Annotated in this window: 16 protein-coding genes and 1 pseudogene; 5 read left to right on the top strand and 12 right to left on the bottom strand. The window is 43.7% G+C overall.

Translation table 11 applies throughout. The annotated features are described in order from the left end of the window. Positions 1 to 342: 342 nt before the first annotated feature. From AC3FZD_RS08545 to cas10, 9 genes and pseudogenes are all read right to left on the bottom strand, one after another. Positions 343 to 1,053 carry an IS1/IS1595 family N-terminal zinc-binding domain-containing protein gene (locus tag AC3FZD_RS08545; RefSeq protein WP_488739726.1) on the bottom strand — a complete coding sequence of 237 codons (711 nt, stop codon included), beginning with the start codon at positions 1,051 to 1,053 and terminating at the stop codon, positions 343 to 345. Further along, on the bottom strand, positions 1,029 to 2,003 hold the full coding sequence (locus tag AC3FZD_RS08540; protein ID WP_488739725.1) for a helix-turn-helix domain-containing protein: 975 nt from the start codon (positions 2,001 to 2,003) through the stop codon (positions 1,029 to 1,031). Before AC3FZD_RS08540 ends, AC3FZD_RS08545 begins: the two co-directional genes overlap by 25 nt. A 494-nt stretch (positions 2,004 to 2,497) precedes the next feature. Further along, positions 2,498 to 3,536, bottom strand: a pseudogene (cas1, locus tag AC3FZD_RS08535) (CRISPR-associated endonuclease Cas1); the annotation flags it as partial. 219 nt (positions 3,537 to 3,755) lie between these two features. Further along, a complete protein-coding gene (locus AC3FZD_RS08530) occupies positions 3,756 to 5,558 on the bottom strand; it encodes a hypothetical protein (protein ID WP_488739724.1) in 1,803 nt (600 codons plus the stop codon). A 19-nt stretch (positions 5,559 to 5,577) separates the two neighbouring features. Further along, complete coding sequence (locus tag AC3FZD_RS08525) at positions 5,578 to 7,284, bottom strand: RAMP superfamily CRISPR-associated protein (RefSeq protein WP_488739723.1); 1,707 nt, start codon at positions 7,282 to 7,284, stop codon at positions 5,578 to 5,580. Positions 7,285 to 7,330: 46 nt separating this feature from the next. Next, a complete protein-coding gene (locus tag AC3FZD_RS08520; protein ID WP_488739722.1) occupies positions 7,331 to 7,708 on the bottom strand; it encodes a hypothetical protein in 378 nt (125 codons plus the stop codon). Positions 7,709 to 7,718: 10 nt separating this feature from the next. Next, complete coding sequence (gene cmr4, locus AC3FZD_RS08515; RefSeq protein WP_488739721.1) at positions 7,719 to 8,558, bottom strand: type III-B CRISPR module RAMP protein Cmr4; 840 nt, start codon at positions 8,556 to 8,558, stop codon at positions 7,719 to 7,721. Next, complete coding sequence (locus AC3FZD_RS08510; RefSeq protein ID WP_488739720.1) at positions 8,555 to 9,733, bottom strand: type III-B CRISPR module-associated Cmr3 family protein; 1,179 nt, start codon at positions 9,731 to 9,733, stop codon at positions 8,555 to 8,557. The genes cmr4 and AC3FZD_RS08510 overlap by 4 nt, the downstream gene beginning before the upstream one ends. Beyond that, positions 9,730 to 12,840 carry a type III-B CRISPR-associated protein Cas10/Cmr2 gene (cas10, locus tag AC3FZD_RS08505; RefSeq protein WP_488739719.1) on the bottom strand — a complete coding sequence of 1,037 codons (3,111 nt, stop codon included), beginning with the start codon at positions 12,838 to 12,840 and terminating at the stop codon, positions 9,730 to 9,732. The genes AC3FZD_RS08510 and cas10 overlap by 4 nt, the downstream gene beginning before the upstream one ends. An 827-nt stretch (positions 12,841 to 13,667) precedes the next feature. On the opposite strand from cas10, the gene AC3FZD_RS08500 reads away from it, so the two are divergent. Genes AC3FZD_RS08500 through AC3FZD_RS08490 form a run of 3 tightly spaced genes read left to right on the top strand, consistent with a single transcriptional unit; the run spans position 13,668 to position 15,140 of the window. Continuing rightward, positions 13,668 to 13,988: a hypothetical protein gene (locus AC3FZD_RS08500; RefSeq protein WP_488739718.1), complete on the top strand. Its 321-nt coding sequence runs from the start codon at positions 13,668 to 13,670 to the stop codon at positions 13,986 to 13,988. A gap of 12 nt (positions 13,989 to 14,000) precedes the next feature. After that, entirely contained in the window at positions 14,001 to 14,456 is a 456-nt protein-coding gene (locus AC3FZD_RS08495) for a DUF2214 family protein (protein ID WP_488739717.1), read from the top strand. Between the two features lie 12 nt (positions 14,457 to 14,468). Further along, positions 14,469 to 15,140, top strand: a complete 672-nt coding sequence (locus AC3FZD_RS08490) for a class I SAM-dependent methyltransferase (protein ID WP_488739716.1) — start codon at positions 14,469 to 14,471, stop codon at positions 15,138 to 15,140. A gap of 225 nt (positions 15,141 to 15,365) precedes the next feature. Here AC3FZD_RS08490 and AC3FZD_RS08485 read toward each other — a convergent pair whose 3' ends face one another. After that, positions 15,366 to 16,427, bottom strand: coding sequence for a mannose-1-phosphate guanylyltransferase (locus AC3FZD_RS08485; RefSeq protein ID WP_488739715.1), 1,062 nt, complete (start codon positions 16,425 to 16,427; stop codon positions 15,366 to 15,368). Positions 16,428 to 16,753: 326 nt separating this feature from the next. On the opposite strand from AC3FZD_RS08485, the gene AC3FZD_RS08480 reads away from it, so the two are divergent. Both AC3FZD_RS08480 and AC3FZD_RS08475 read left to right on the top strand, forming a co-directional pair. Then, on the top strand, positions 16,754 to 17,224 hold the full coding sequence (locus tag AC3FZD_RS08480; protein ID WP_488739714.1) for a hypothetical protein: 471 nt from the start codon (positions 16,754 to 16,756) through the stop codon (positions 17,222 to 17,224). Between the two features lie 19 nt (positions 17,225 to 17,243). Continuing rightward, positions 17,244 to 19,406: a Z1 domain-containing protein gene (locus AC3FZD_RS08475; RefSeq protein WP_488739713.1), complete on the top strand. Its 2,163-nt coding sequence runs from the start codon at positions 17,244 to 17,246 to the stop codon at positions 19,404 to 19,406. Between the two features lie 141 nt (positions 19,407 to 19,547). Here the strand turns inward: AC3FZD_RS08475 and AC3FZD_RS08470 are convergent, their stop codons facing one another. Beyond that, positions 19,548 to 19,904: a DUF5615 family PIN-like protein gene (locus AC3FZD_RS08470; protein WP_488739712.1), complete on the bottom strand. Its 357-nt coding sequence runs from the start codon at positions 19,902 to 19,904 to the stop codon at positions 19,548 to 19,550. After that, a complete protein-coding gene (locus AC3FZD_RS08465) occupies positions 19,901 to 20,143 on the bottom strand; it encodes a DUF433 domain-containing protein (RefSeq protein ID WP_488740299.1) in 243 nt (80 codons plus the stop codon). Before AC3FZD_RS08465 ends, AC3FZD_RS08470 begins: the two co-directional genes overlap by 4 nt. Positions 20,144 to 20,152: the final 9 nt, after the last annotated feature.

Raw genomic sequence — 20,152 nt, 5'->3', positions numbered from 1 at the left:
TCCTTGATTTTATTAGAAGTAATTCTCAATAGAGTTAATTCAAAATGGCTGTAATCCATACAGGACAAGACTTCCGGAGGGGTCAACGAAAGAATCAGGGTTACAGCGATTCCCCGACCCCCCCCGGATCGGATCTAGGAAACGCAAGGATGGATTGAAAATTCTATCCTCGATCGCCTCAAATTCCCCTTTCACCAGGGCTAAGACCTCTAAGCTCCTTCCTAGTTTTGCCACAGAACAGATCATTGGTATGATGAGGTGTTGAATGAGGGAGGGCCGAGAGCAAATCTTCTCCTCAAGTGTTGAATGAGGGAGGGTCAACTCAAAAAACAAAACCCTCGATTAGGAGTTGAGCCACTTACTCACCGTTGAAAAGTGAACTCCTGTCATGCGAGCAATTTCTCGTATTCTATAGCCTGAAGCGGCTAACTGTAAACATTGCTCTTTTACGTCTGGGGAATATTGCTTAGACTTTACTGACTCCACAAATTGACGGCTGCACTTTCCACAGCGATAGTTTTGCTTGCCTCGTCTACGACCATATTTAATCACTTCTGTAGACTGACAATGGGGACAACTTAGTTGTTTAGAATCAAAGCGTTCTTGCTCTTGTCGCTGTGCAATCCACTTTTCTACTCGTTTTTTCGCCCAGTCGTTTCCTTTGGGAATCGCTTGCTGAAGTTGCCGTTCAATCTCTTGCCATTCCTCATCAGCAGCAGTTAACAAAATCTCAGCCGCTCCATCGGCATAAGAAATTCCTCCTGCATCTAAGTCTAAGGCGATCGCATTTAATAAAGTTTCAAATAAAATCCTTCTTGTAGTTGCATCAAGTTTTCCTGTTCCAAAACATTCTCCCAACCTGGCAATCAATCCTTGAGAAAACCCACAGACTTGGCCATCATAATCTAACCCCTGGACTTCAGCCGTATATCCCTGAGTGACCTCTTGTAACAACACCATTAGCAGTTCGCTACTCCAAGCATACCGCTTCTGACGTATTCCTTCTTGTGCCATCTCTAACCAGGGTTCTAAATGTTCCAAGAGCGATCGCACCGTGGGCAACCCAAAGCCACTGGCGATCGTCTGGCGATACAGCGCTTCGCGCGGTAATGAGGTACAGTCGGAAAAGATCCCCCCAACCCCCCCTTAAAAAGGGGGGCAGTAAAAGTCCCCCTTTTTAAGGGGGATTTAGGGGGATCGAAATGTACCGCATAGCAACGAAAAATGCTGTATCGCTGTTGCACGACTTGCTCTGGCAATTCTTGAGAAGTAATCAGAATCCGACTGGGGCATTGGGGAGCAGCGAGAAATCCTTGGAAAAAAGCACTCCAATGGGGGTCTTGAAATTGCCCGCCATAGCTGTCTTCATCGGGGACAAGTAAGACTTCTAAGGAATCAAAGAGCAAGAAAACTCGATGCTCTTGTAGATATTGGAGCAGATGCTGTAGCAGTTGTTCGGGTTGATAATCATGGGTGGATAAGGGAACATTCCATCCTTGCAACCATTGCAGAGCGACGCTGGCAAAATCAGCCGAGGGAAGTCCTTCTAAATTGACCCGTTGAAAGTCTTCCATGCTCGATTGATTCTCTAGAATTAATCGTTCAGCCAAAGCAGTTTTACCGATACCCGTTAATCCCAGGATGAGCAATAACCGCGTTGATTCTTGCAATAGTTGACTTAAGCACTGTACGGTTTCCTCTCGACCTACCCAAGCCCCATCATAGGAAGAGAAGGTAAGGGAAGGGTGGGTTGCTGTATCGGGTTGGTCTTCAGGTTGTGTGGTTATGGGATGAATTAAGTCGGCTGGGTTGAGTCCTAATGCGTCGCAAATGATTTCTACATTGGAGAGATAAACGGGGCGACTATTAATAAAGTTGTTGACCGTTGAGAGCGCCATACCCAAATGACCCGCCAGAGCGCCTTGGGTGAGAAAACCATTGCGGGTGAGCGCCTGGAGAATAGCGGGTTTGTGACTGGGATGGATTTTTAGCGATCGCGGCACGAGTGTGATGATTTAACCCTACCCTGCAATTTACCACAGTCTGAAGGGCGATCGCGATGCGTAGGGGTTGTAGGGGCAGGTTTGAAACCCAATCACAACCTTTCAAATGACAACAACGATACCTACGTCAGGGTAAAGCGTAGGGGCGGGTTTCAAACCCGCCCCTACCATTGTTTCCATTAGTTTCACTTCAGAGGAAGTGGGAAGGATAATGATCAAGATGACCACCGCGGAAGTGGTCGTTAAATGTTTCCATTAGTTTCACTTCAGAGGAAGTGGGAAGACAGCCTCATGCAGAACGTGACCAATACGGTCATGGTTTCCATTAGTTTCACTTCAGAGGAAGTGGGAAGTGTTTCAAGAATCCACTACTACGGTGGACACGATTGAAGTTTCCATTAGTTTCACTTCAGAGGAAGTGGGAAGGGTTGTTGGAAATGGCTCCCAACCGGTGGAGATCGTGTTTCCAAAGGACAGTGGAAAACTCTACCCACTTACATTTTCCAAGTCATCGGTCGATAAACCTCCTCTTCCCCCATCAAGCAAGTGATGTATTCCCAAACCTGCAACTCCAAACAGCGAAAATAACTCACCTGATATCCCGTGTGAGGATGGGTAACCTGGGACTGCAAGCGCTTCTGCCAATGTTTGAGAAACACCTTTAACCGGTCAGGATACAAATAAACGCCTCCACGAGCATCAGGAGGAGTAAAATCCTCCAGGCTAAAGATTTGAGAGTTAAGCAAAAACATCACCAAGGAATCCACCAAAGGAGCGCGAAATTCCTCAATCAGATCGCTAACGAGTGCAGGATGATTATCGCGAGGCACATGGAGATTACCAAAATGGGGATGTAGCCCCACCCCTTGCACCAAAGAATGAAGATTTTGATGTACCAACGTATAGCCTAAACTGAGCAAACTATTTACCGGGTCAGTAGGAGGTCGGCGAGTGCGACGCTCAAACACAAAGGGTTCATGAATTAAGCTGGCCAACCCTTGAAAATAAATGCGCGTCCCCTGTCCTTCATATCCGAGCAACGATTCCAAAGACTCAGCCCCTGGAACTTTCTCTAAGTAATCCTTTAACTGCTCAATAGAAGCCGTTGCTTCCGAAGTTTGATGACTAGAGCGGCGATTAAGACGCAACAATAGGATACGACAATTGTGTAACTTGCCTCCAACGATCGCCTTCGCCTGTCGCAGTACAAACTCTGGATCTGCTGCACATTCAACTTGTCGGCGCAAATACTTCACTTGAGATGTGCCATCGGTTTGCAGACGACCAAAATAGCGCCCTTGATAAGACAAGAACAAAATTGGAATCCGTCGGCGCAGAGCCAAACTAATCGCTCCATGGGAAAGATTACAACAGCCAAACAAAACGATATGGCTGACGCGATTGACTGGCACGGCAATGGCTAAATCACTGTTGAGGAGTTTTCCTCACGGGGGCAATAATTTCCCCCGCCCGAAACTGATAACCCAAAAATGTAAACTCCTCATGGGGAGCAATAATGCGAGTTTTGTCGGGATGCTCGTTTGGGGCGGGTTTATTAAATGCTCGTTTGGCCTCCTAATTATTTGGCAAACCCGCCCCTACAGATGATACGAACCCGCCCCTACAGATGATTGGTAATGGGTGACTGATATGGTTTATCTGATTTGTTACGACATTGTATGCGATCGACGATGAAGTTTTAATTGTGTAACCGGTAGGGGCGGGTTTCAAACCCGCCCCTACTATGGGTGATTAGCGATCGCGATCGAGAATCTCTTTAACCCACGTCGCTACATCTGAATAAATATAGTAAGATGAACCATTGGGATTCAGATAATCTGGATTATCCAATTTTTGTTTGACAATAATCAGATAATCCTTATAGATGCTACTCATTTGAGTCAAGATATCTTTAGGCAAGCAACTCTTACATGCCTTTTGAGCCACGCTTTGATCTTGAGAATTACAGTCTTTTCGTTGCACCTGTTCTAATCGTTCCTTAGAAACTCCCTCGCTATCATGAATTAAGGCATTACGTTGATCGCACCAATAATCTAATGCTTCCATTGCTTTTACTAAGCGATCGCAGTCTTGAGAATCGATCAACGCTTGCACAAAACTCCGTTTTCTTATCCGATTTCCTAATCTATACTTCTCGTCTCCGTTCTGCTGATTATACCAACGCTCAAATGAATGCTCAAGGTTACCCATGCGCTGAATCATTACATTCCAATGTGGATTGGGTAAATCCTGGCGATAAATATACCAATAATTTTCTTCCGTATGCAGATACTGATTCCCTAGAAGACGAATAATTTCATGAAGAACTTCTTCATAAAATGAACCAATCCCGGTCAGGAAATCGGCAATCCGTTCTAACTTCCAAAACATACGGCAACGAGTGTATAAATTCAGAGCTATATTATACATTCGACATAATTGAAACGGGTTCCAGTTTTCTGGTGATAAAATTGTATTGTTTAGTGTTAATCCTTGATATGCTTGAACCGAAGCGTATTTATAATCTAGATTTAAATAACTAACTGCCATCGCCAAAGCTTGAATTGCAATGTTTAAGCGATCGCGACTCTTCGTTACTTGTGCAATATCAGTAATGTTATCTCCTTCAAGGTTCTTTAAATTATCCACCCAGCCTTGTAAAATCACTCTTGCACCTTCAAAATCCCAGCGATCGTCGAGCAATTGCTTGACGGCTTGATATTTCTGGGTACGCTGAGTACGCCAATAGGAGATGCGATCGCACTCAGAAGACTGTCCTTTGAGCAGGTTAGTAATAGACAGACGAGGCTCCAGATAGATTTGTTTAGCGAAACGAGAGGCGATCGCTTGTACGCGCAACGCCGTCATCATCTGCGGCGTTCCTCCCTTCACACTCACTAAGATATCCTCTGTCTCAAGCCGGTTAAAAAACTGATAATATTCCTCTAATAGACCATCCATATCGATCGCAGGGACATGGGGAGGAATCGTTACGGGCAGCAGCTCAATGCGATCGCCATACTCTCGCTTAGACCAAGCTTGCAGTAGCTCAAACAAGTGAATTGAATCCGTATTATACCCTGGGTTTTCCTTGCCATCAACTATTTTTGGTTGATCGGTGACAAAGATATAACCTTTTTGTACCTTCTCTGTTAAGGCTGTCTTAATAACTCCTGCAATACGACCTGGACGCAAGCGATCGTGCCAGTAATCATGATTTTTCTGATATTCTTTCAAAAGACAGTTGGTTAAGTCCCGAAATAAAAAAGTATATTTTGAGGGATGATATTCAACTCTTAATAAATCGCATAAGCAAAGTGCAATCAAACATTGACGGTTATCCCAAACTAAACGTTCGGTGCTATTAAGTTTAGCTTTTTCTTCTTCCAAGTTGGGTTCACTGCGATCGAATCCAATGGGGAGATAATAGTCTTGTTCTAAATCGCGATCGCTCAGAGAAACTTCGTTGAGGCGATCGCTAGGTAATTTCTTCAGGGGCTGCTCTAATCGAACCGCTAGATCTGATGTACCAATGTTTGCAATTAGAATAGTCATAATCAATCCCCAAATATTCTTAGTGTAGTGGCCAAAGTTTTACAAATGTTGAGCCATTCTTTTTTTTGCACAACTCATCAATATAGCCTTTGCGAGTGGCTTCAGTCGCTCCAAATACAGTAATGACTTGGTAATTCTCTAGTGCAGCAATCCAAATAGGAGATGGCTTGTCACTGCTATTACCACATAAGGCTGGATTATAACCCCTATTTCCGTAAGCCAGTTCATGTAATTCAGCTAAAGCAAAAGGTTTATGATTCCTAGTTCTTCCGGATACACAAACAATTTCACATTGGTGATCGATCGCTTCAGCCCATGTTAAGCGATCGGGATTACGTTGGACAGAATTAGGATTATGCCAATTGCAGTGTACACCACTTAATTCCTGTAAAATTGAATAAAACTTTTTCATCCGTTTAGCAAATAGTGCCTGAAATTTTGTAAGACTAGATGGATCTTGCCAATAGGAATGATCGTTCGTAACGGTTAAAGTTGCTCCTCTCCAATAAGGGTTATTATTACGTTTGTGGCAGGGTCGCCTTGCTCCTTGTCCAACTCCTCCCAAATGAACCATTAGCCAAGTCAGAGTTTGTAAAAATGTTTTCAAGTTGTCTTCAGGAATTTGGCGATTAGCTTGAGGACAAACATAAAATTTTAGATTACCCTCCATTATACCAGGGGATTGTCGATTAAGAGATTGCGTAATGCTTCCGCTAACTACTAAACGAAAATTTCCAGTTTGTTGCTGTTGAGGATCGATTCCTCCAAAAATCTCATGTTCTAAAGTATGAACCCTATTTTGAGGGAGTACGCCTAAAGCTAAAGCGCGAAACCAATAGCGCAGCATTGAACGGAAGGCTGTAGAGCGGACTTCTTCCACCGCTTTTCCAGGGGGTTTCCATCCTGTATTTTGATTGTTTCTTTGCCAACCAACAAATTCCTGATGACCGTGAATTAATTGCCCTTGCAACTCAAATGTAATAGGGGGTAAGATACGCGGTAGTTTTATTTCTTCTGTTTCTAACACACCATAGCCAGAATTCACCTGCGCTCCTATACCTGTGGCTAACCCTGTTTTGAGCCAACCTAGTACCTGTTGAAATGCCTCATCGCTAGAGGTTCCTTGACGCAACCCTATGACAAATTTAGGCTCTTCTAGAGAAATGAAGAGATTAGGGTTAGTTTTATAGGTCGGTGCGGTATCCCCTTCCCATTTCCAAATTTGATTGGCCATATCTAACTGGAGATAGCCAAGTTTATTATCTTCAGGATAAGCATCCAGAAAGACTACTTGACCCATCTGAGTTGCATCACCGTCAATAGAACCAAAAATTTTATTGAGTTCTTTTTCATCAATTTCACGTTTTGCGGTGGCACGAGCAATTCCCTTGAGCGTACTGCTAGGAATGTAAGGAATGCCAATGTGATTAAAGGCAGGCAGTAACATCTCTTCTGGCCCTCGCACTCCACCAACACGAATACGCCAAGGACATTGGGCAATAAACCAGTTTTTATCATCACCCGCAAGGTCTTTAGTACGTTGACATAAACGCTCTAAATGATGACTGTAATCTCCTTGCTCAAATTTTTTGAACAATTCCATAATTGTGCCGCTCTTTTCGGTTCCGTCGCTTGGAGTGATGCGAGACCAGCGCAAATATTCAACCCAACTGGCTGATTTATGGGGGGTGAGTTGTCGGTTTTGAAACCAGGGAGAAGGAGGCATAATGTACACCTAATGGTGAGCTAATTGGGGGATAGACAGTTAAACATTAATCTTTAGGATAGATAGACTCTGCCCAGAAAGAGAATTCACGAGCGAGTTGCAGTGCGATTCCAGTAACTCCCAGATAGTCAGATGCTGGCAATCCAGTGAGATAGTTGATGGTGAATTCATTTTCTGACTTTTCCATAACCTTAGCAAGAACATGGAAAAACTTCTTTACTACTTTTTGTTTCTGGGCTTGACTTTGCAGGGCAGTTTCTTCAGCCTTTAGTCGCAAGAGTCCCCAAGTGGACAGATAGGTATAGAGTTCAACGGCTTGATTTTTTTGCTCTTTTTGGGCTGCTAGTTCAGGCGTATCAGTTTTTAGCTGACTTAAAGCTGTGTAAACGGGAGTAGAGAGCGATCGCGGATCGTATTGAGTCATAGATAGTTCCTCATTTATTTAACCACAGTTTCACTAAACCCCGCCCCAAACTTTCTTGACCGCCAAATTGCCAGAAGATTTGTTGCTCTAACACAGAATCTAGTTGTTGTTTAGACCTTTCAGCACTGTCATTAGACGCGATGGTACTGCCAAACGGAAAATACATGACTGTTTCTGGGGGAATGGCTTCTTCATAGCGAAATCCTCCATCAACCGTCTTATGCTCACCTAGTTTAATTTTGACTTGTCGCCAGAGGCTAGATTGAATGAGTACGGCACAATCGCGATCGCCCAAAACAAACACCTGTGAAATGGCTTGAGTTTCCACATTACCTTTGGGAATATAGTTATTCCAATCGCCAAAAGACTTGAGAGCGTTAGCACGAAAAACCGCATCTCGTAAATAAAGATCCTGTTGGTTTCCTTGACTAAACGCATGGATATTGGGGAGCGCATCAGATGAAATCGAAGTCAACCGCAACCAGCGTCGCAACAACAAGGGTGAAGTTACCCAAACCACGCCATGACTGAGAGAGGGAACCGGAAACCACAAGAGCGAAGCATCCCCTACCCACAGCGAACCCTGAGTTAAATTCGTTGGTTCTGATTGAGTTGATTCCTTCTTTTGGTCTTCATTGCTCTTGAGATCTTCTAGGGTATTCCCCCAAAGCTCAATACGCTGTTTATTCGGAGTAGTCGCTGCTCGCAAGCGCCCGCGTATGGTACTTGAGGGCATATAGGGTAAATCAGTGTGAGCTTCACGGGCAATACCGACTACATTTCCTTCTTGGCTCGTCCCTCCAGTATGTAAGGGTGAGAGTAGATAAAGATAGGCAAGATTAATCGTCATTTTTCATATCCCCATAATAAAAGTCCATAGTGCAGAGCAGAAAAGGTTTCTAACCAAGGTGAACCCTTACCGGTGATGAGTTCCTTAGACTCAGGCTCACTCTTAAAGCGGTAGACTGTTCCTGGAGGAACTAGAGCGCGTTGGGGAAGCAAACCAAATTGCCATTCCTTGTTTTTGGTATCTGAAGAACCTGGTTTCTGACGCTCAATCTGAGAAACACCACCCCAGAGTAGCGCTTTCCCCGTAGCGCAACCGGCTAAATGCTTCTGCCAATGGCGAGGATAGGCGGCATAAATGGGTTCGTTGTCTGCATTATCTGGATAACGAGCTAAACCGGGTGTGAGTAAGTAAGCTAAGTGTTTCCCTTCTTCCCAAGTGCGATAGGGCGCTAAGGCTTCCCATTCGGGTAAGTTGTTTAATGGTGTCACTAAAGCACGATGGGCTTCTCCTCCTAAGCGAATTGCTTGAGGTTCGGTGCATAAGGGTTTGCTCGTCTGAAAACCAGCAACGAGTTTCCATCCAGGGTGCAGGCGAGTAGCCACTTCGGTAAAGTATCCTTGGGAGTCTTTGACTTGCCGTTGTCCTGATTCCATGGCAGTGTGGGGTAAGACTTGGATATCCCAAGGATCGCTGCAAAAGTCATCCTCGGTAAAGTGGCCATTCATAAATTCTCCTTCTAGATAAGCAGGGAGTTTACTGGCTTTCATCCAAGGTTTTCCTAATCCGGTAATAAATTCTTGGTCTCCTAACTTGGGTGGAAGTAGGGGAGGTAAAGATTGGCTCTGATATTTGAGATATGTCCAGGTGTCTTGAGAGTTATAGGGTTGCAGGCGTTCTAATCGTTCCCATTTACCTTCTGTTTCTTCTGGATCTTTGCTGGTGTTATTGTCTTCCTGGTTAGCGGTTTTTACGCCGATTAAATCTCTGGGAGTGGCAACCCATAAACAATCTTTGTCATCCATGAGGAAGGGGCCAATAAATTTCAGGTCGCGTTTCTTATTCAGATAGGGATCGCAGAGCGATCGCAATGCCTGGAATAAGGTACTTGGCAGTGGGGGAAACTGGCCCTTTGCCCAAGACCCATCCCCAGGACTAAAGGGCTTGGCTTCCCGAAAGAGCAGCACATCTAAGGGCGCGATACTGTACCAGTGAAAGTCCTCATTTTCGTTGCTCATTGTTCCTCACTCCTGCTCCAGCCTTCTCCCAGCGCCATCTTGTCCAGCCAAAAAGCACTAAACCGTAAGATTTTTGCTAAATCATCCATAGTTATTCCCAAAGGTTTCGGTTCTCGTCTTCCTTGATTTTCCCACCGGTTTTGAACGGCAAATGCCCATTTTTCCCACTCATCGAACCAATCACAAATTTTCTTCTGTGTCTCTTCAGCAAGGGGAGTATCGCGAGAATTGATAATGACTCTGGCTGCTTTAGAAATTAACTGCAAGTCTTGGGTTATATCGGCATGACGGGGTAATTCTTCGGCTAAACGATAGAGAACGGGAGATAAGGAATTGTTGGGATCTTGTCCTGCGTGTAACCATTCCCACCAATTGGGTAATAACTGACCTTTGATTAAGGCTTCTAAGGTATTGCCACCGCCATAAATGACGCGAAAACAACAGCCATCTTTATCGGGATAGTCGCCAACGCCTTGTAATTTCTTGGCTCGTTCTGCTTCTGCTTCCCAGAGAGATTCTAAGACTGTGGGTAGGGGAACGCTTTTGTGGGCAATTACAATTCCGGCGCTAAGGGTTGCTCCTTCTCCCATGGTAAATAGGGGGCGATTAGGGAGTCCAGAACTATAATTACTTTGCCGAAACTGCGGCTGCCAATACCCTCCTTGAGCCTCAAATCTGACGTTAGAATCCTTGGTGTAAGGATCGTTATTTCCACACCAGGCGGCTCGCAGAGATAGCAAATATTCTGGTAAATCGGTGAGGGGAAGAACGGCAAGCACATCATCGCCGCCACTGTAAACAACTCGACCACAAAATCGTTGTTCTGTCAGGTAAGGAACGATGCGATTGGAGAAGTCTAGAAGAGCGCGATTAAGTCCCACATGAGTTGCTGGCCCCATGCGCTTGCGGATGGTGAGAAAGTTGGCAAATTTGCTGGGTTCTTGAGCGATTTGCTCGCGCTCAATATAATCTTGATAAGGCTTCAATTTGCGACCGCTCACATATTTCCCCATCCCATCCCCATCGGCTGCAATAATTACCCACCAATCAGCCGGGGAACCGTCCTTAAATCCACAGTCTTTATGGGCGCGATCGACTAATTTTCTTAAGAGGGCAACCTTTTCTTTACTCGATTGCTCATTTAGTCCCATATCATCGGCTAACCATTTACTGGAAAAGGCTACGCCATTGTAATCTTGGCTCATCACTGCATCCACTTTAGGGACTTGAAAGGGACGGCAGGTTTTACTGCAAAAGCGATCGTGTTCTTCTCGACTCAACTCTAGAGAGTCGTTAATTAGTCTACGCAATCTACCCCAGTATTGCCCTATTCGTGCTGGATATTGAAATGCAAAACTAGCCGCCGCAATAGAACTTAAGTTAGGGAAACGAATTAAGCTTTCATAGTCAGTTTCATCGCCATTAATCTCTATTCCCAAAGCTTCGGCAACTCCTCCATGAGACCAAGCCATGCGCTTCGTGAGTTCTAGGGCATTGAGTTTTTCTGAACCATTGAAGAGTCCCGGATAAACTAAGGCCATTAACTCCCAGAACAGTTGCATCGAACCGGAGCTAATTCCTCCTCCTTCGCGATAGTCTCGGCATTGGCCAGAGGTCTTGTCTCGTTGGTTTTCGTACCGATAAAATGGATGTAAAGCCGTGAATTGTCCAGAAAGTGTAGAACGCTCGCCCGGTGCAGCAGGAATGCGCCAAGTGCGAGTATTTTTAATGGCTTGAATGGCTTGTCCAATACGGCTTTGAGTGTTTGCCCACCAGGTTCCTATGTTCAGTTTCGTATAGGCTAAGTCTTCTGCTTGAGTGGGAGTGGGTTGGTCATAGCGAGAAGGGGCTATATTTTCTTGGGCTTGTGTCCAGGATTCGTCAAACTTGTGGTTAATTTCGCTCTGAATAGAGAAGGGAACTGTTGAACTGGGATCGCCCAAGGGAATCGCTGCCCAGTAAGGTTCCCAAGTATGATTAATTTGTGCTTCCCAGAGTTTTCCCCAACTCCAACAGGCTGAGTCTTTAAGTTTATGGATGTCGCGATCGTTGGGGTTATTGTTGCTCTCCGTTATTCCTTCAGAAGGTTCTGTAGGGGCGGGTTCACTTATATCTTGGTGGGAAGAGGAAAAGATTGGTGAACCCGCCCTTACCAAATTGTTTATTTCTTCTTCATTCTTAGGGTCTTGTAAATACTCAATGGTCTTACTGCGAATATCGTTGCGAACCTTGTCAGCAATTTCCTGCCATTCCTGTTTTAATTGCTCAACCAACCTCCCTCCAAATGATTCCACTTCAGCTTCGGGAATAAGAGCGGTGATGGTGTTGGGAAATCCGGCGGTACTGAGACTGGGAGAGTGTTTAAAGCGTTCTTCAGGAGTTTGATCGCAGTAGTGGTGAAAACCTTGAGTAAATAACTCTAGATCTAATTTTTTAACTATCAATGCGTCAATGATTTCTTGTCCCCAGAGGGAAGGGGTAATGACGGCATCGGGGCCATACTCTTGGGCAATAAACCAACAGAGTTTGGCGCTCAGATAATGGAGCATGTAAGACCCTGACCAAAAGTCTAGGAATTTACGGGAAGCTTTGATAAATTCTTGGACGGGGGAGAAGGTAAAGATGAGCAGATAGGGATTGTTTAAGGTGTCTGGAGTTTCTCCGGTGATGGCTCCGGCTAAGGCGGAAACAGTGCTACGGTAACTATGTTTGGGACAGTCAGGAAGGATGGGGTGTTGGGGATCGAGTAAGGCTTGAGTGTTGTGTTGCGCTTGCATTTCTGGCAGAAACCGCCACAACCACCAGAAGAGGGTTTGAGGGTTGTCTAGAGTTCTGACATTCTCTGGTAAATTTCCTAGGGTCTGATGGAGATCGGTATGATTTTTAATACCTTGAGATTGCCCGCTAATGGGATGTCTATGGACTGTTGAGGAATTCTGCTTGGCCTGGAAGTTGATATGATCTGAGGCACTGGCGATCGCCTCTATCGCCTCCCCATTATTCCGCCACCACTGTTGCTCTGTGGGTAACTGGGGAAAATAGGCGGTGAGGTTGTCTGTACCCAATAGGGCATGGAGTTTGCGAGTAAACCGTTGAGCGGGAGTCATGCGATCGCGTCTGGTTATTTTCCGGGACTGTCTGTTGATACATTAGTTGCTGGTGAACCCGCGCTAAAGAAATCAACAAATTTTCTTTAGGTTTTTATTGAAACACAATTTTTGACTCATTTTGACTCACTTTGACTCACTTTTAATATGTCTAACTTTGTCGATTATTGTATAAGTTTTTGAGGACTGCACATATTCCCTCGAAGGGAGTATTTTCCTCTGTCCTTAGATCTCCTAGTCCTGAATATGATGGGGTCAGGCAATCTCTGTAAGTCTGATTCTGTCGTTAACCCCCTCATATCGCTCTGTGTGTCTGGGTTTCAGCCGTTTTGAATCGCAGTTATTGATAATTATTTCTAATAAATATGAGGCGATCTTGACCCCCTCATATTTGGGGTGCTACGATCCACTTGTGGCAAGCACTCCATGAGCCTGCCCTTTCAACTTCTTCGGAAGTCAAACTAATGGAAACTTCTGGCACACCTCCTTCCAATGCCCAATATAATCGCTACTTTCAACTTCTTCGGAAGTCAAACTAATGGAAACTGACTATTAATAGCCACGACTAGTAGACTAATGGTAAGCTTTCAACTTCTTCGGAAGTCAAACTAATGGAAACGTTGGGTGACCCCCCTTTACACTGCCTTTCGAAGCCTTTCAACTTCTTCGGAAGTCAAACTAATGGAAACCTAACTGTCGAGCCTCCCGCTACCCCTGTGGGATTCCCTTTCAACTTCTTCGGAAGTCAAACTAATGGAAACATTAGATTTCAGATCCTCGAATTCACGAATGAACTCTCTTTGAACACTTCTTCGGGAGTGAAACTAATGGAAACGATTTCATGGCAGCCACAGCCTGGGCTGCAAAGTCGCCCAAGCTTTGAACACTTCTTCGGAAGTCAAACTAATGGAAATGTTGTAGTTGTAGGGGCGGGTTTGAAACCCGCCCCTACTAATGGAAACGAAAACAGGTTAGGAAAAAAGCGAGATAAAAATCGTTATTGGGTTGGAGAAATACTTGTCGCTCGGCTGATGAACAGCAATATTAAGCTGATGACCAAAATGCACTTGCGGCGATGCCTATCCTACTTATTCTCAACATACCGTTATTATAATGGGGTGGGCGATGCCCACCTACCCATTACTTAGATCGAGGAAATTATGTGGGCAAGTTCAATTACTGCTTATTTCCATTACTTAGGCTTCATGTTAGCTTTTGCGGCTTTGACCGTAGAATTGTTTAACTTAAAAGCAGAAATGACCCTTGATGAAGCGAAACGAGTCGCGTTTGCAGATGCAGCTTATGGCATTGGGGCGACAGCCATTTTAATTACCGGGATCTTGCGAGTTCTCTATTTTGGTAAAGGAACAGATTACTACTTGAGTAATCCATTTTTCTATGCTAAAATGGGGGTATTTGTGCTAGTCAGTCTGTTTTCTCTCTATCCGACTTTTACTTTTCTAACCTGGATTAAGATGTTGCAAGCTGGTGAAATCCCCAAAGTAGAAATTCCAAAAATCAACAGAATTTCTGGGCTGATTAAAGGGGAGTTAGTCTGTTTTACAGTATTACCTCTGTTAGCAGCACTGATGGCCCGAATGAGCGGTTGGAGTTAAAGGGGAGCAAGGATGCAAATTTCAAGTTTATCTCAAGTTCAAAAACGGCTGTTTGCTTGGGGAATGTGGAAAGCAAATTCCGCCGATAATAGCGCCATTACTCTGATCGATAATCCGAGTTATTCGACAATGGCAGAACTCAAACAAGCCTTATTGGGTTCCCTGGCAGGAAAAGTATTAGAAATTGGCCCTGGTGCTGGCGCAAATCTGTCCTATTATCCCAAAGATATTGAGTGGATAGGGGTTGAACCCAATCCATTTATGCACCCGTATCTCGAACAAGAAGCAGGCAATCGGGGAATTAAAAATATCAAATTGTCTCCAGGAACAGCGGAAGAATTGCCGGTTAAAGACAATTCTATTGATAGCGTTGTCAGCACTCATGTGCTTTGTTCAGTTAACCATCTCGATCGCAGTTTACAAGAAATTCAGCGCATTCTCAAACCCGGCGGAAGTTTCATCTTTTTAGAGCATGTTGCGGCTGATTGTTGCACTTGGACTCGCCGAATTCAAGATGGTATTACACCGGTGTGGAAGGCGATGTTTGATAACTGCCATCCTAACCGCACGACTTGGACTGCCTTGGAAAATGCCGGATTCGAGTCAGTGGATTATCAGGAGTTTCGCCTATCCTTGCCCATTGTAAGTCCTCATATTTCTGGAGTAGCAAAGAAGGCGAAATAGGGGGTAAGGAGTGGGAGTATCTTGCTTGCACTCTTTCTCTAGCAAGCGAGATACAGCGCTTCGCGCGGTAATGAGGTACAGTCGGAAAAGATCTCCCTAAATCCCCTTTAAAAAGGGGGACTTTTACTGCCCCCTTTTTTAAGGGGGGTTGGGGGGATCGAAATGTACCGCATAGCAGCGAAAACTGCTGTATTTGTCCTTTCCGCAAGGGTTCTCCCTTTAGCTTTAAAGCAAATTCTGGTATTTGGGATTCTCTTTGAGCAGTCCCAATACTTTTTTAATATCTTGGGTGCGCTCTTTTTTAACAATTAAGGTAGCATTGCCATCGCGGACAATGACGATATCTTCTAAGCCAATGGTTACCACTAAACCCTCTGGATCTTGATCATAAACGATCGCCCCCTGAGTATCCAGACTAACATGATTCCCCAACTCCAAATTCGGCTGTTCTCCTTGCAACAGACGGGCCATCGCGTTCCAGTCTCCCAAATCATCCCAGCCGAAATCAGCCGGTAAAATGTAGGCCAGTTGAGTTTTCTCCATTAAAGCATAGTCGATGGAAATTTTCGGTAACTGACTATACGCGGCTTTACCCTGGTTTTGCAGAGGGGTAAGAATTTCGGGCCCATGGGTAGCCAGTTCCCGCAACACAACACCCGCGCGGAAAATGAACATACCGCTATTCCAGCTAAAGTTACCTTGGGCGATGAACTGTTGGGCGGTGGTGAGGTCGGGTTTTTCCGTGAAGCGTTGCACCTGATACACCGGTAAGTCCAGATAGCTCCCTTTGGCTTCTCCCTGTTCGATATAGCCGTAGCCCGTGGAGGCATAGGCAGGTTTGATACCTAGGGTAACAATAGCTTCTTCTGTTGCCGCTAATTCTACGGCAGCTTGAATGGTTTTCTCGAAGGCGGAATAATCGCCAATCCAATGATCAGCCGGGAAAAAGCCAATGACCGCATCTTCACCATAGCGTTTAGCAATTTCCAGGGTTGTCCAGGCTACTGCTGGGGCAGTATCCCGGCCTTCCGGTTCTGCGAGCAGGTTTTCGGGGGGCAGTTGGGGTAACTGCTCTTGCACCCCATCGGCAAGTTGGCTAGAGGTGCAGATCCAGAGTTTATCCCAACCGGGGGCCAGTTGAACCAGGCGATCGGCGGTAGTCTGCAATAGACTCGAATCCGTGCCACTGAGCTTCAGAAACTGCTTAGGCCGATGTTTGCGACTCAGGGGCCAAAAGCGCTCGCCTTTTCCCCCAGCTAAAATCACAGGCACAAGGGTATGAGACATGGTGCAGAACTCCTAAATGAACAATGAAGAATTAACAATTAACAATGAACAATTAACAATTAACAACTAACAATTATGAAATATGAGTTAGTTGAGGAAATTTTAGGGCGACTGTATGGCAAAAATCAAGGCCTTGCGCTCCCCTTTATACTTCTCTTAGAGTAATAATTGCGATACCGCGTAATTTGATGTATAATTAAAATTAATCACCTCTATCGTGCAAGAAGTCAGCCTACTTTAGCTTAACTAAGTATCCTATGATACAAAATTAGGTCTCAAGATGCAATTAAAAACTCACGAGCAATTAGTTTTGTAGAGTATCTGTGATGATTAAAGATAAAGAATTTCTACATGGTGCAGCCTTCCTCCGACTGATCAATCAAGGTCAATGTATTACAGTGAGTCAAATACCATCAATAGACTCATCCCCATCTATTTATATTATTAAGTCAGACCAGAAAGTTTCAGCCGTTCTGTTCAAAATTTCTACCAAACCTAGATCTGCATGGTCATTTAGTTTCACCGATCAAGAAGATAAAGCCATTGATAGATTAAAATCAAGTTATCGTGATATTAACTTTTTTGTAGCCCTGGTTTGTCATAAGGATGGCATATGCTGTTTGTCAGAAGATCAACTGCTGTCAGTGTTTGACTACGATCATAAAGAAGGTATTTTCGAGGGACAAAGGATATCTGTATCACGTAAGTCTAATAGTAGTTATTCTATTAGCGGCCCTAAACGCTTAAAAATGAAAGAAAGCGTCCCTCAGAATGCATGGCCTAAATTAGTCGTTTAATTAATTTTAAAGAGGTATAATGATGTTGAATCAAAAAACTGATATCACAACCAGTGGCGATTGTATCGATAGGCTACTTGAAACAATTTCTCAAAAGATTGGATTGGAGAATGCTGATAATCTTAAGAAAACGGCAAGTGAAATTGTTCAAAATTGTGTTCAAGTGTACTCTGATAAATTTGGGGCAGGCGATGTAGGGAGAGAAGGAACTGGTAGCGTTAGCAAGTTGCATCAAGGAGAAATCCCCAATGGTACAACTGGCTTAATTTATGGCCAAGTACAGAGTGGTAAAACGATGACGACTATTTCTACCCTGGCTATGTTATCTGCCAATAGATTTCAATGTTTTATTGTATTAACATCAGATAATACTTGGTTAGGTAGGCAAACTTTTGATCGTTTTAAGGGAGGATTAGATAGTGGCCCTGTTGTATTTAATTGGGATGATTGGAGCAAAGATCCAATAGCTTTTGGCAAAGGAATGCTCAAAGATTATATTCAAGATACCGGGGTTGTTTTAGTATCGACTAAAAACATCAGACATTTAGAAAACCTGTTAAAGGCACTAAAAGAAGCAAAAGCGGAAAAAGTTCCAGGACTGATTTTTGATGATGAAGCGGATAACGCCAGCCTGAATACTAACGAAGCAAAGCAAGCAAGAAAAGGTAAAAATAGTGTTCCAAATAGTACGATATTTGAAGTTATAGGGCAACTTCGTAAAACCATACCTAATCATGTCTATATTCAAATCACAGCAACTCCTCAGTGTTTGCTTTTACAAAGCTTAAAACATCCTCGAAAGCCAGAATTTTGTATTCTTTCAAAAGCAGGGAAAGAGTATATGGGCGGTGATTTATTTTTTGGTAATCAAGGGGACTCAAGTTATCGTTGCTCTTTTGATGTAAAAGAACTGAACATTCTCAAAGAAGGCAATATCAATCCAGGAAATAAATGGGATATTCCAAAAGGTTTACGATTAGCTCTATGTTGCTTTTTTGTTGCTTCAATAGATAAAATGCTCAAATCAGATAATGGAGATGAAAAGTATTCTTGTCTCGTTCACATCTGCTACAAGCGCGTTAGTCATAAGAATATAGAAGCTGTGATTTCTAGCTTTGTTACATGGCTTGACCGTTCTTTGAGAGAGAAAGAATCTAAAACTGATTATGATAAAGCTGATAAATACCTTCGGCAAGCGTATGATGAACTTCGCAAAACAGCTTCAATGCCTGAATTTGATAAATTAGTCAGTGAGCTAAAGCATAAACTACGAAATGCAAGGCCTAAAGTGATTAACGCAGATAATAAAAATAAAGAGCCAGAGTATGATCCTGGAATGAATATTTTGATTGGGGGAAACCGCCTTGGTCGTGGAGTGACCATAGAGGGTTTAATGATCACTTACTATGGCCGTGATGCAAAACAAAAAATGATGGATACAGTACATCAACATGCACGTATGTTTGGCTATCGGCAAAAAATGAAAGATGTTACTAGGCTCTTTGTTCCTGATGATATTTTTAATGATTTTCGTACAATTTATGAATCCGATCAAGGAATGCGTGACGTGATTGGTGATAATCCGAATGATCTATCAATAAAACCTGTTTGGGTAGGTGAAGATCTGAAACCAACCCGATCTAATGTTTTGAATCCTACTGAAATCAATGCTTTTACACCTGGAAAATCTACTTGGCCTCGCGATCCTATGTGGAAAAAAAATGAGATATACAACCATACTGAAGAGTTAAGTCAGTTGTTGAAAGATTATGATGATGATGATACCTATTATGAGGTAGAGGTTAATTTTCTAGTTAAGGTACTTACTCACACTCCATCTCGTCCTGTTCCAGGATATAATTGGGAAGATAAACGGGTTCAGCAAGCTCTCGAAGCAATGAATAAAGAGGGTATAAGCAAAGGAAGATTAAATGTCCGACGAGGGAAAAATGGGAAAGGGTTAGGGTTACAAAGACGAGATTCATGGGGTAGTAGAAGCTTTTTTACCAATGAATGGATCAAATATGCTCAGAAAAAATATCCGGATTTTCCCACACTAATAGTTGGCTATGAACAAGGGGCAAAACAACAGAAATGGGACGATCAACCGCTCTACTTACCTACTCTGATTTTTCCTACAAATAAGTTTGTTTTTATGTTTAATTATTCTGAATGTTTGTAAGTGATTTTAATAGGGGAGATTAGTCCATTTAGGTGGTAACTCCCCCCAAATTACTCAACGTTATTGCCTCTCCCCCTCGGTCTTCTACAAATTTCGCTTTTTGCGCGTGCGAATCAGTTCTTGTGCTGATTTTTTCATCCTTCAGATCTCCATTTTCCGAATCCGAATTGTGGTCGGGGTGATTACAGTAAAAGCACCAGGGAGTCGATCCGCATATTGAGCGATCGCATTCGCAATTATCGTTACCTTACTCTCATTCGACAATCCAAGCAATCGAATTAAGATTACCCCGGCTGTAACACGCCTTAAACGGAAAACTAGCTCACCAAAATCCTTATCTCCAGTTAATAACAGAGCATTTTCTTGGTTAGCTAAATCCAGCACTTCATCATCAGAAATTCCTGGCTCCATTTCGACAACATACCACACTCTATGACTGTTTTTTCTCAGGCGATCGACAATGAGTTGATTAATATTTTCATCTGCCAACAAGTTCACGAAGCTACATCCAAAACGGGATACACCACATCCGCTTTTAAGGCTTCAGCAGCAAAGGCAAGCGCGGCAAGGATAGACTGGCGATCGAGTCTAGGATAAGCTTGCAAGAGTTGCTCCTGAGTTTCGCCAGCAGCAAGACTTTCTAGAATCAATTCAACGGTAATTCGAGTTCCCCGAATCGTTGGTTTTCCCATCATAATTTGAGGATCGGAAACAATGAGTTTTTGGTACTCTTGCATCATGTACAA

Source organism: Roseofilum sp. KMC-1, from assembly GCF_057802075.1.
This window is presented reverse-complemented; position numbering and strand designations above follow the sequence as displayed.

Excerpts from the sequence above, each read along its gene's own strand:
- AC3FZD_RS08480 (WP_488739714.1), top strand. The coding sequence starts at position 16,754 with ATGATTAAAGATAAAGAATTTCTACATGGTGCAGCCTTCCTCCGACTG.
- cmr4 (WP_488739721.1), bottom strand. The coding sequence starts at position 8,558 with ATGACGATTAATCTTGCCTATCTTTATCTACTCTCACCCTTACATACT.
- cas10 (WP_488739719.1), bottom strand. The coding sequence starts at position 12,840 with ATGACTCCCGCTCAACGGTTTACTCGCAAACTCCATGCCCTATTGGGT.
- AC3FZD_RS08495 (WP_488739717.1), top strand. The coding sequence starts at position 14,001 with ATGTGGGCAAGTTCAATTACTGCTTATTTCCATTACTTAGGCTTCATG.
- AC3FZD_RS08530 (WP_488739724.1), bottom strand. The coding sequence starts at position 5,558 with ATGACTATTCTAATTGCAAACATTGGTACATCAGATCTAGCGGTTCGA.
- AC3FZD_RS08490 (WP_488739716.1), top strand. The coding sequence starts at position 14,469 with ATGCAAATTTCAAGTTTATCTCAAGTTCAAAAACGGCTGTTTGCTTGG.
- AC3FZD_RS08500 (WP_488739718.1), top strand. The coding sequence starts at position 13,668 with ATGGAAACGATTTCATGGCAGCCACAGCCTGGGCTGCAAAGTCGCCCA.
- AC3FZD_RS08520 (WP_488739722.1), bottom strand. The coding sequence starts at position 7,708 with ATGACTCAATACGATCCGCGATCGCTCTCTACTCCCGTTTACACAGCT.
- AC3FZD_RS08465 (WP_488740299.1), bottom strand. The coding sequence starts at position 20,143 with ATGCAAGAGTACCAAAAACTCATTGTTTCCGATCCTCAAATTATGATG.
- AC3FZD_RS08510 (WP_488739720.1), bottom strand. The coding sequence starts at position 9,733 with ATGAGCAACGAAAATGAGGACTTTCACTGGTACAGTATCGCGCCCTTA.
- AC3FZD_RS08525 (WP_488739723.1), bottom strand. The coding sequence starts at position 7,284 with ATGCCTCCTTCTCCCTGGTTTCAAAACCGACAACTCACCCCCCATAAA.
- AC3FZD_RS08475 (WP_488739713.1), top strand. The coding sequence starts at position 17,244 with ATGATGTTGAATCAAAAAACTGATATCACAACCAGTGGCGATTGTATC.
- AC3FZD_RS08485 (WP_488739715.1), bottom strand. The coding sequence starts at position 16,427 with ATGTCTCATACCCTTGTGCCTGTGATTTTAGCTGGGGGAAAAGGCGAG.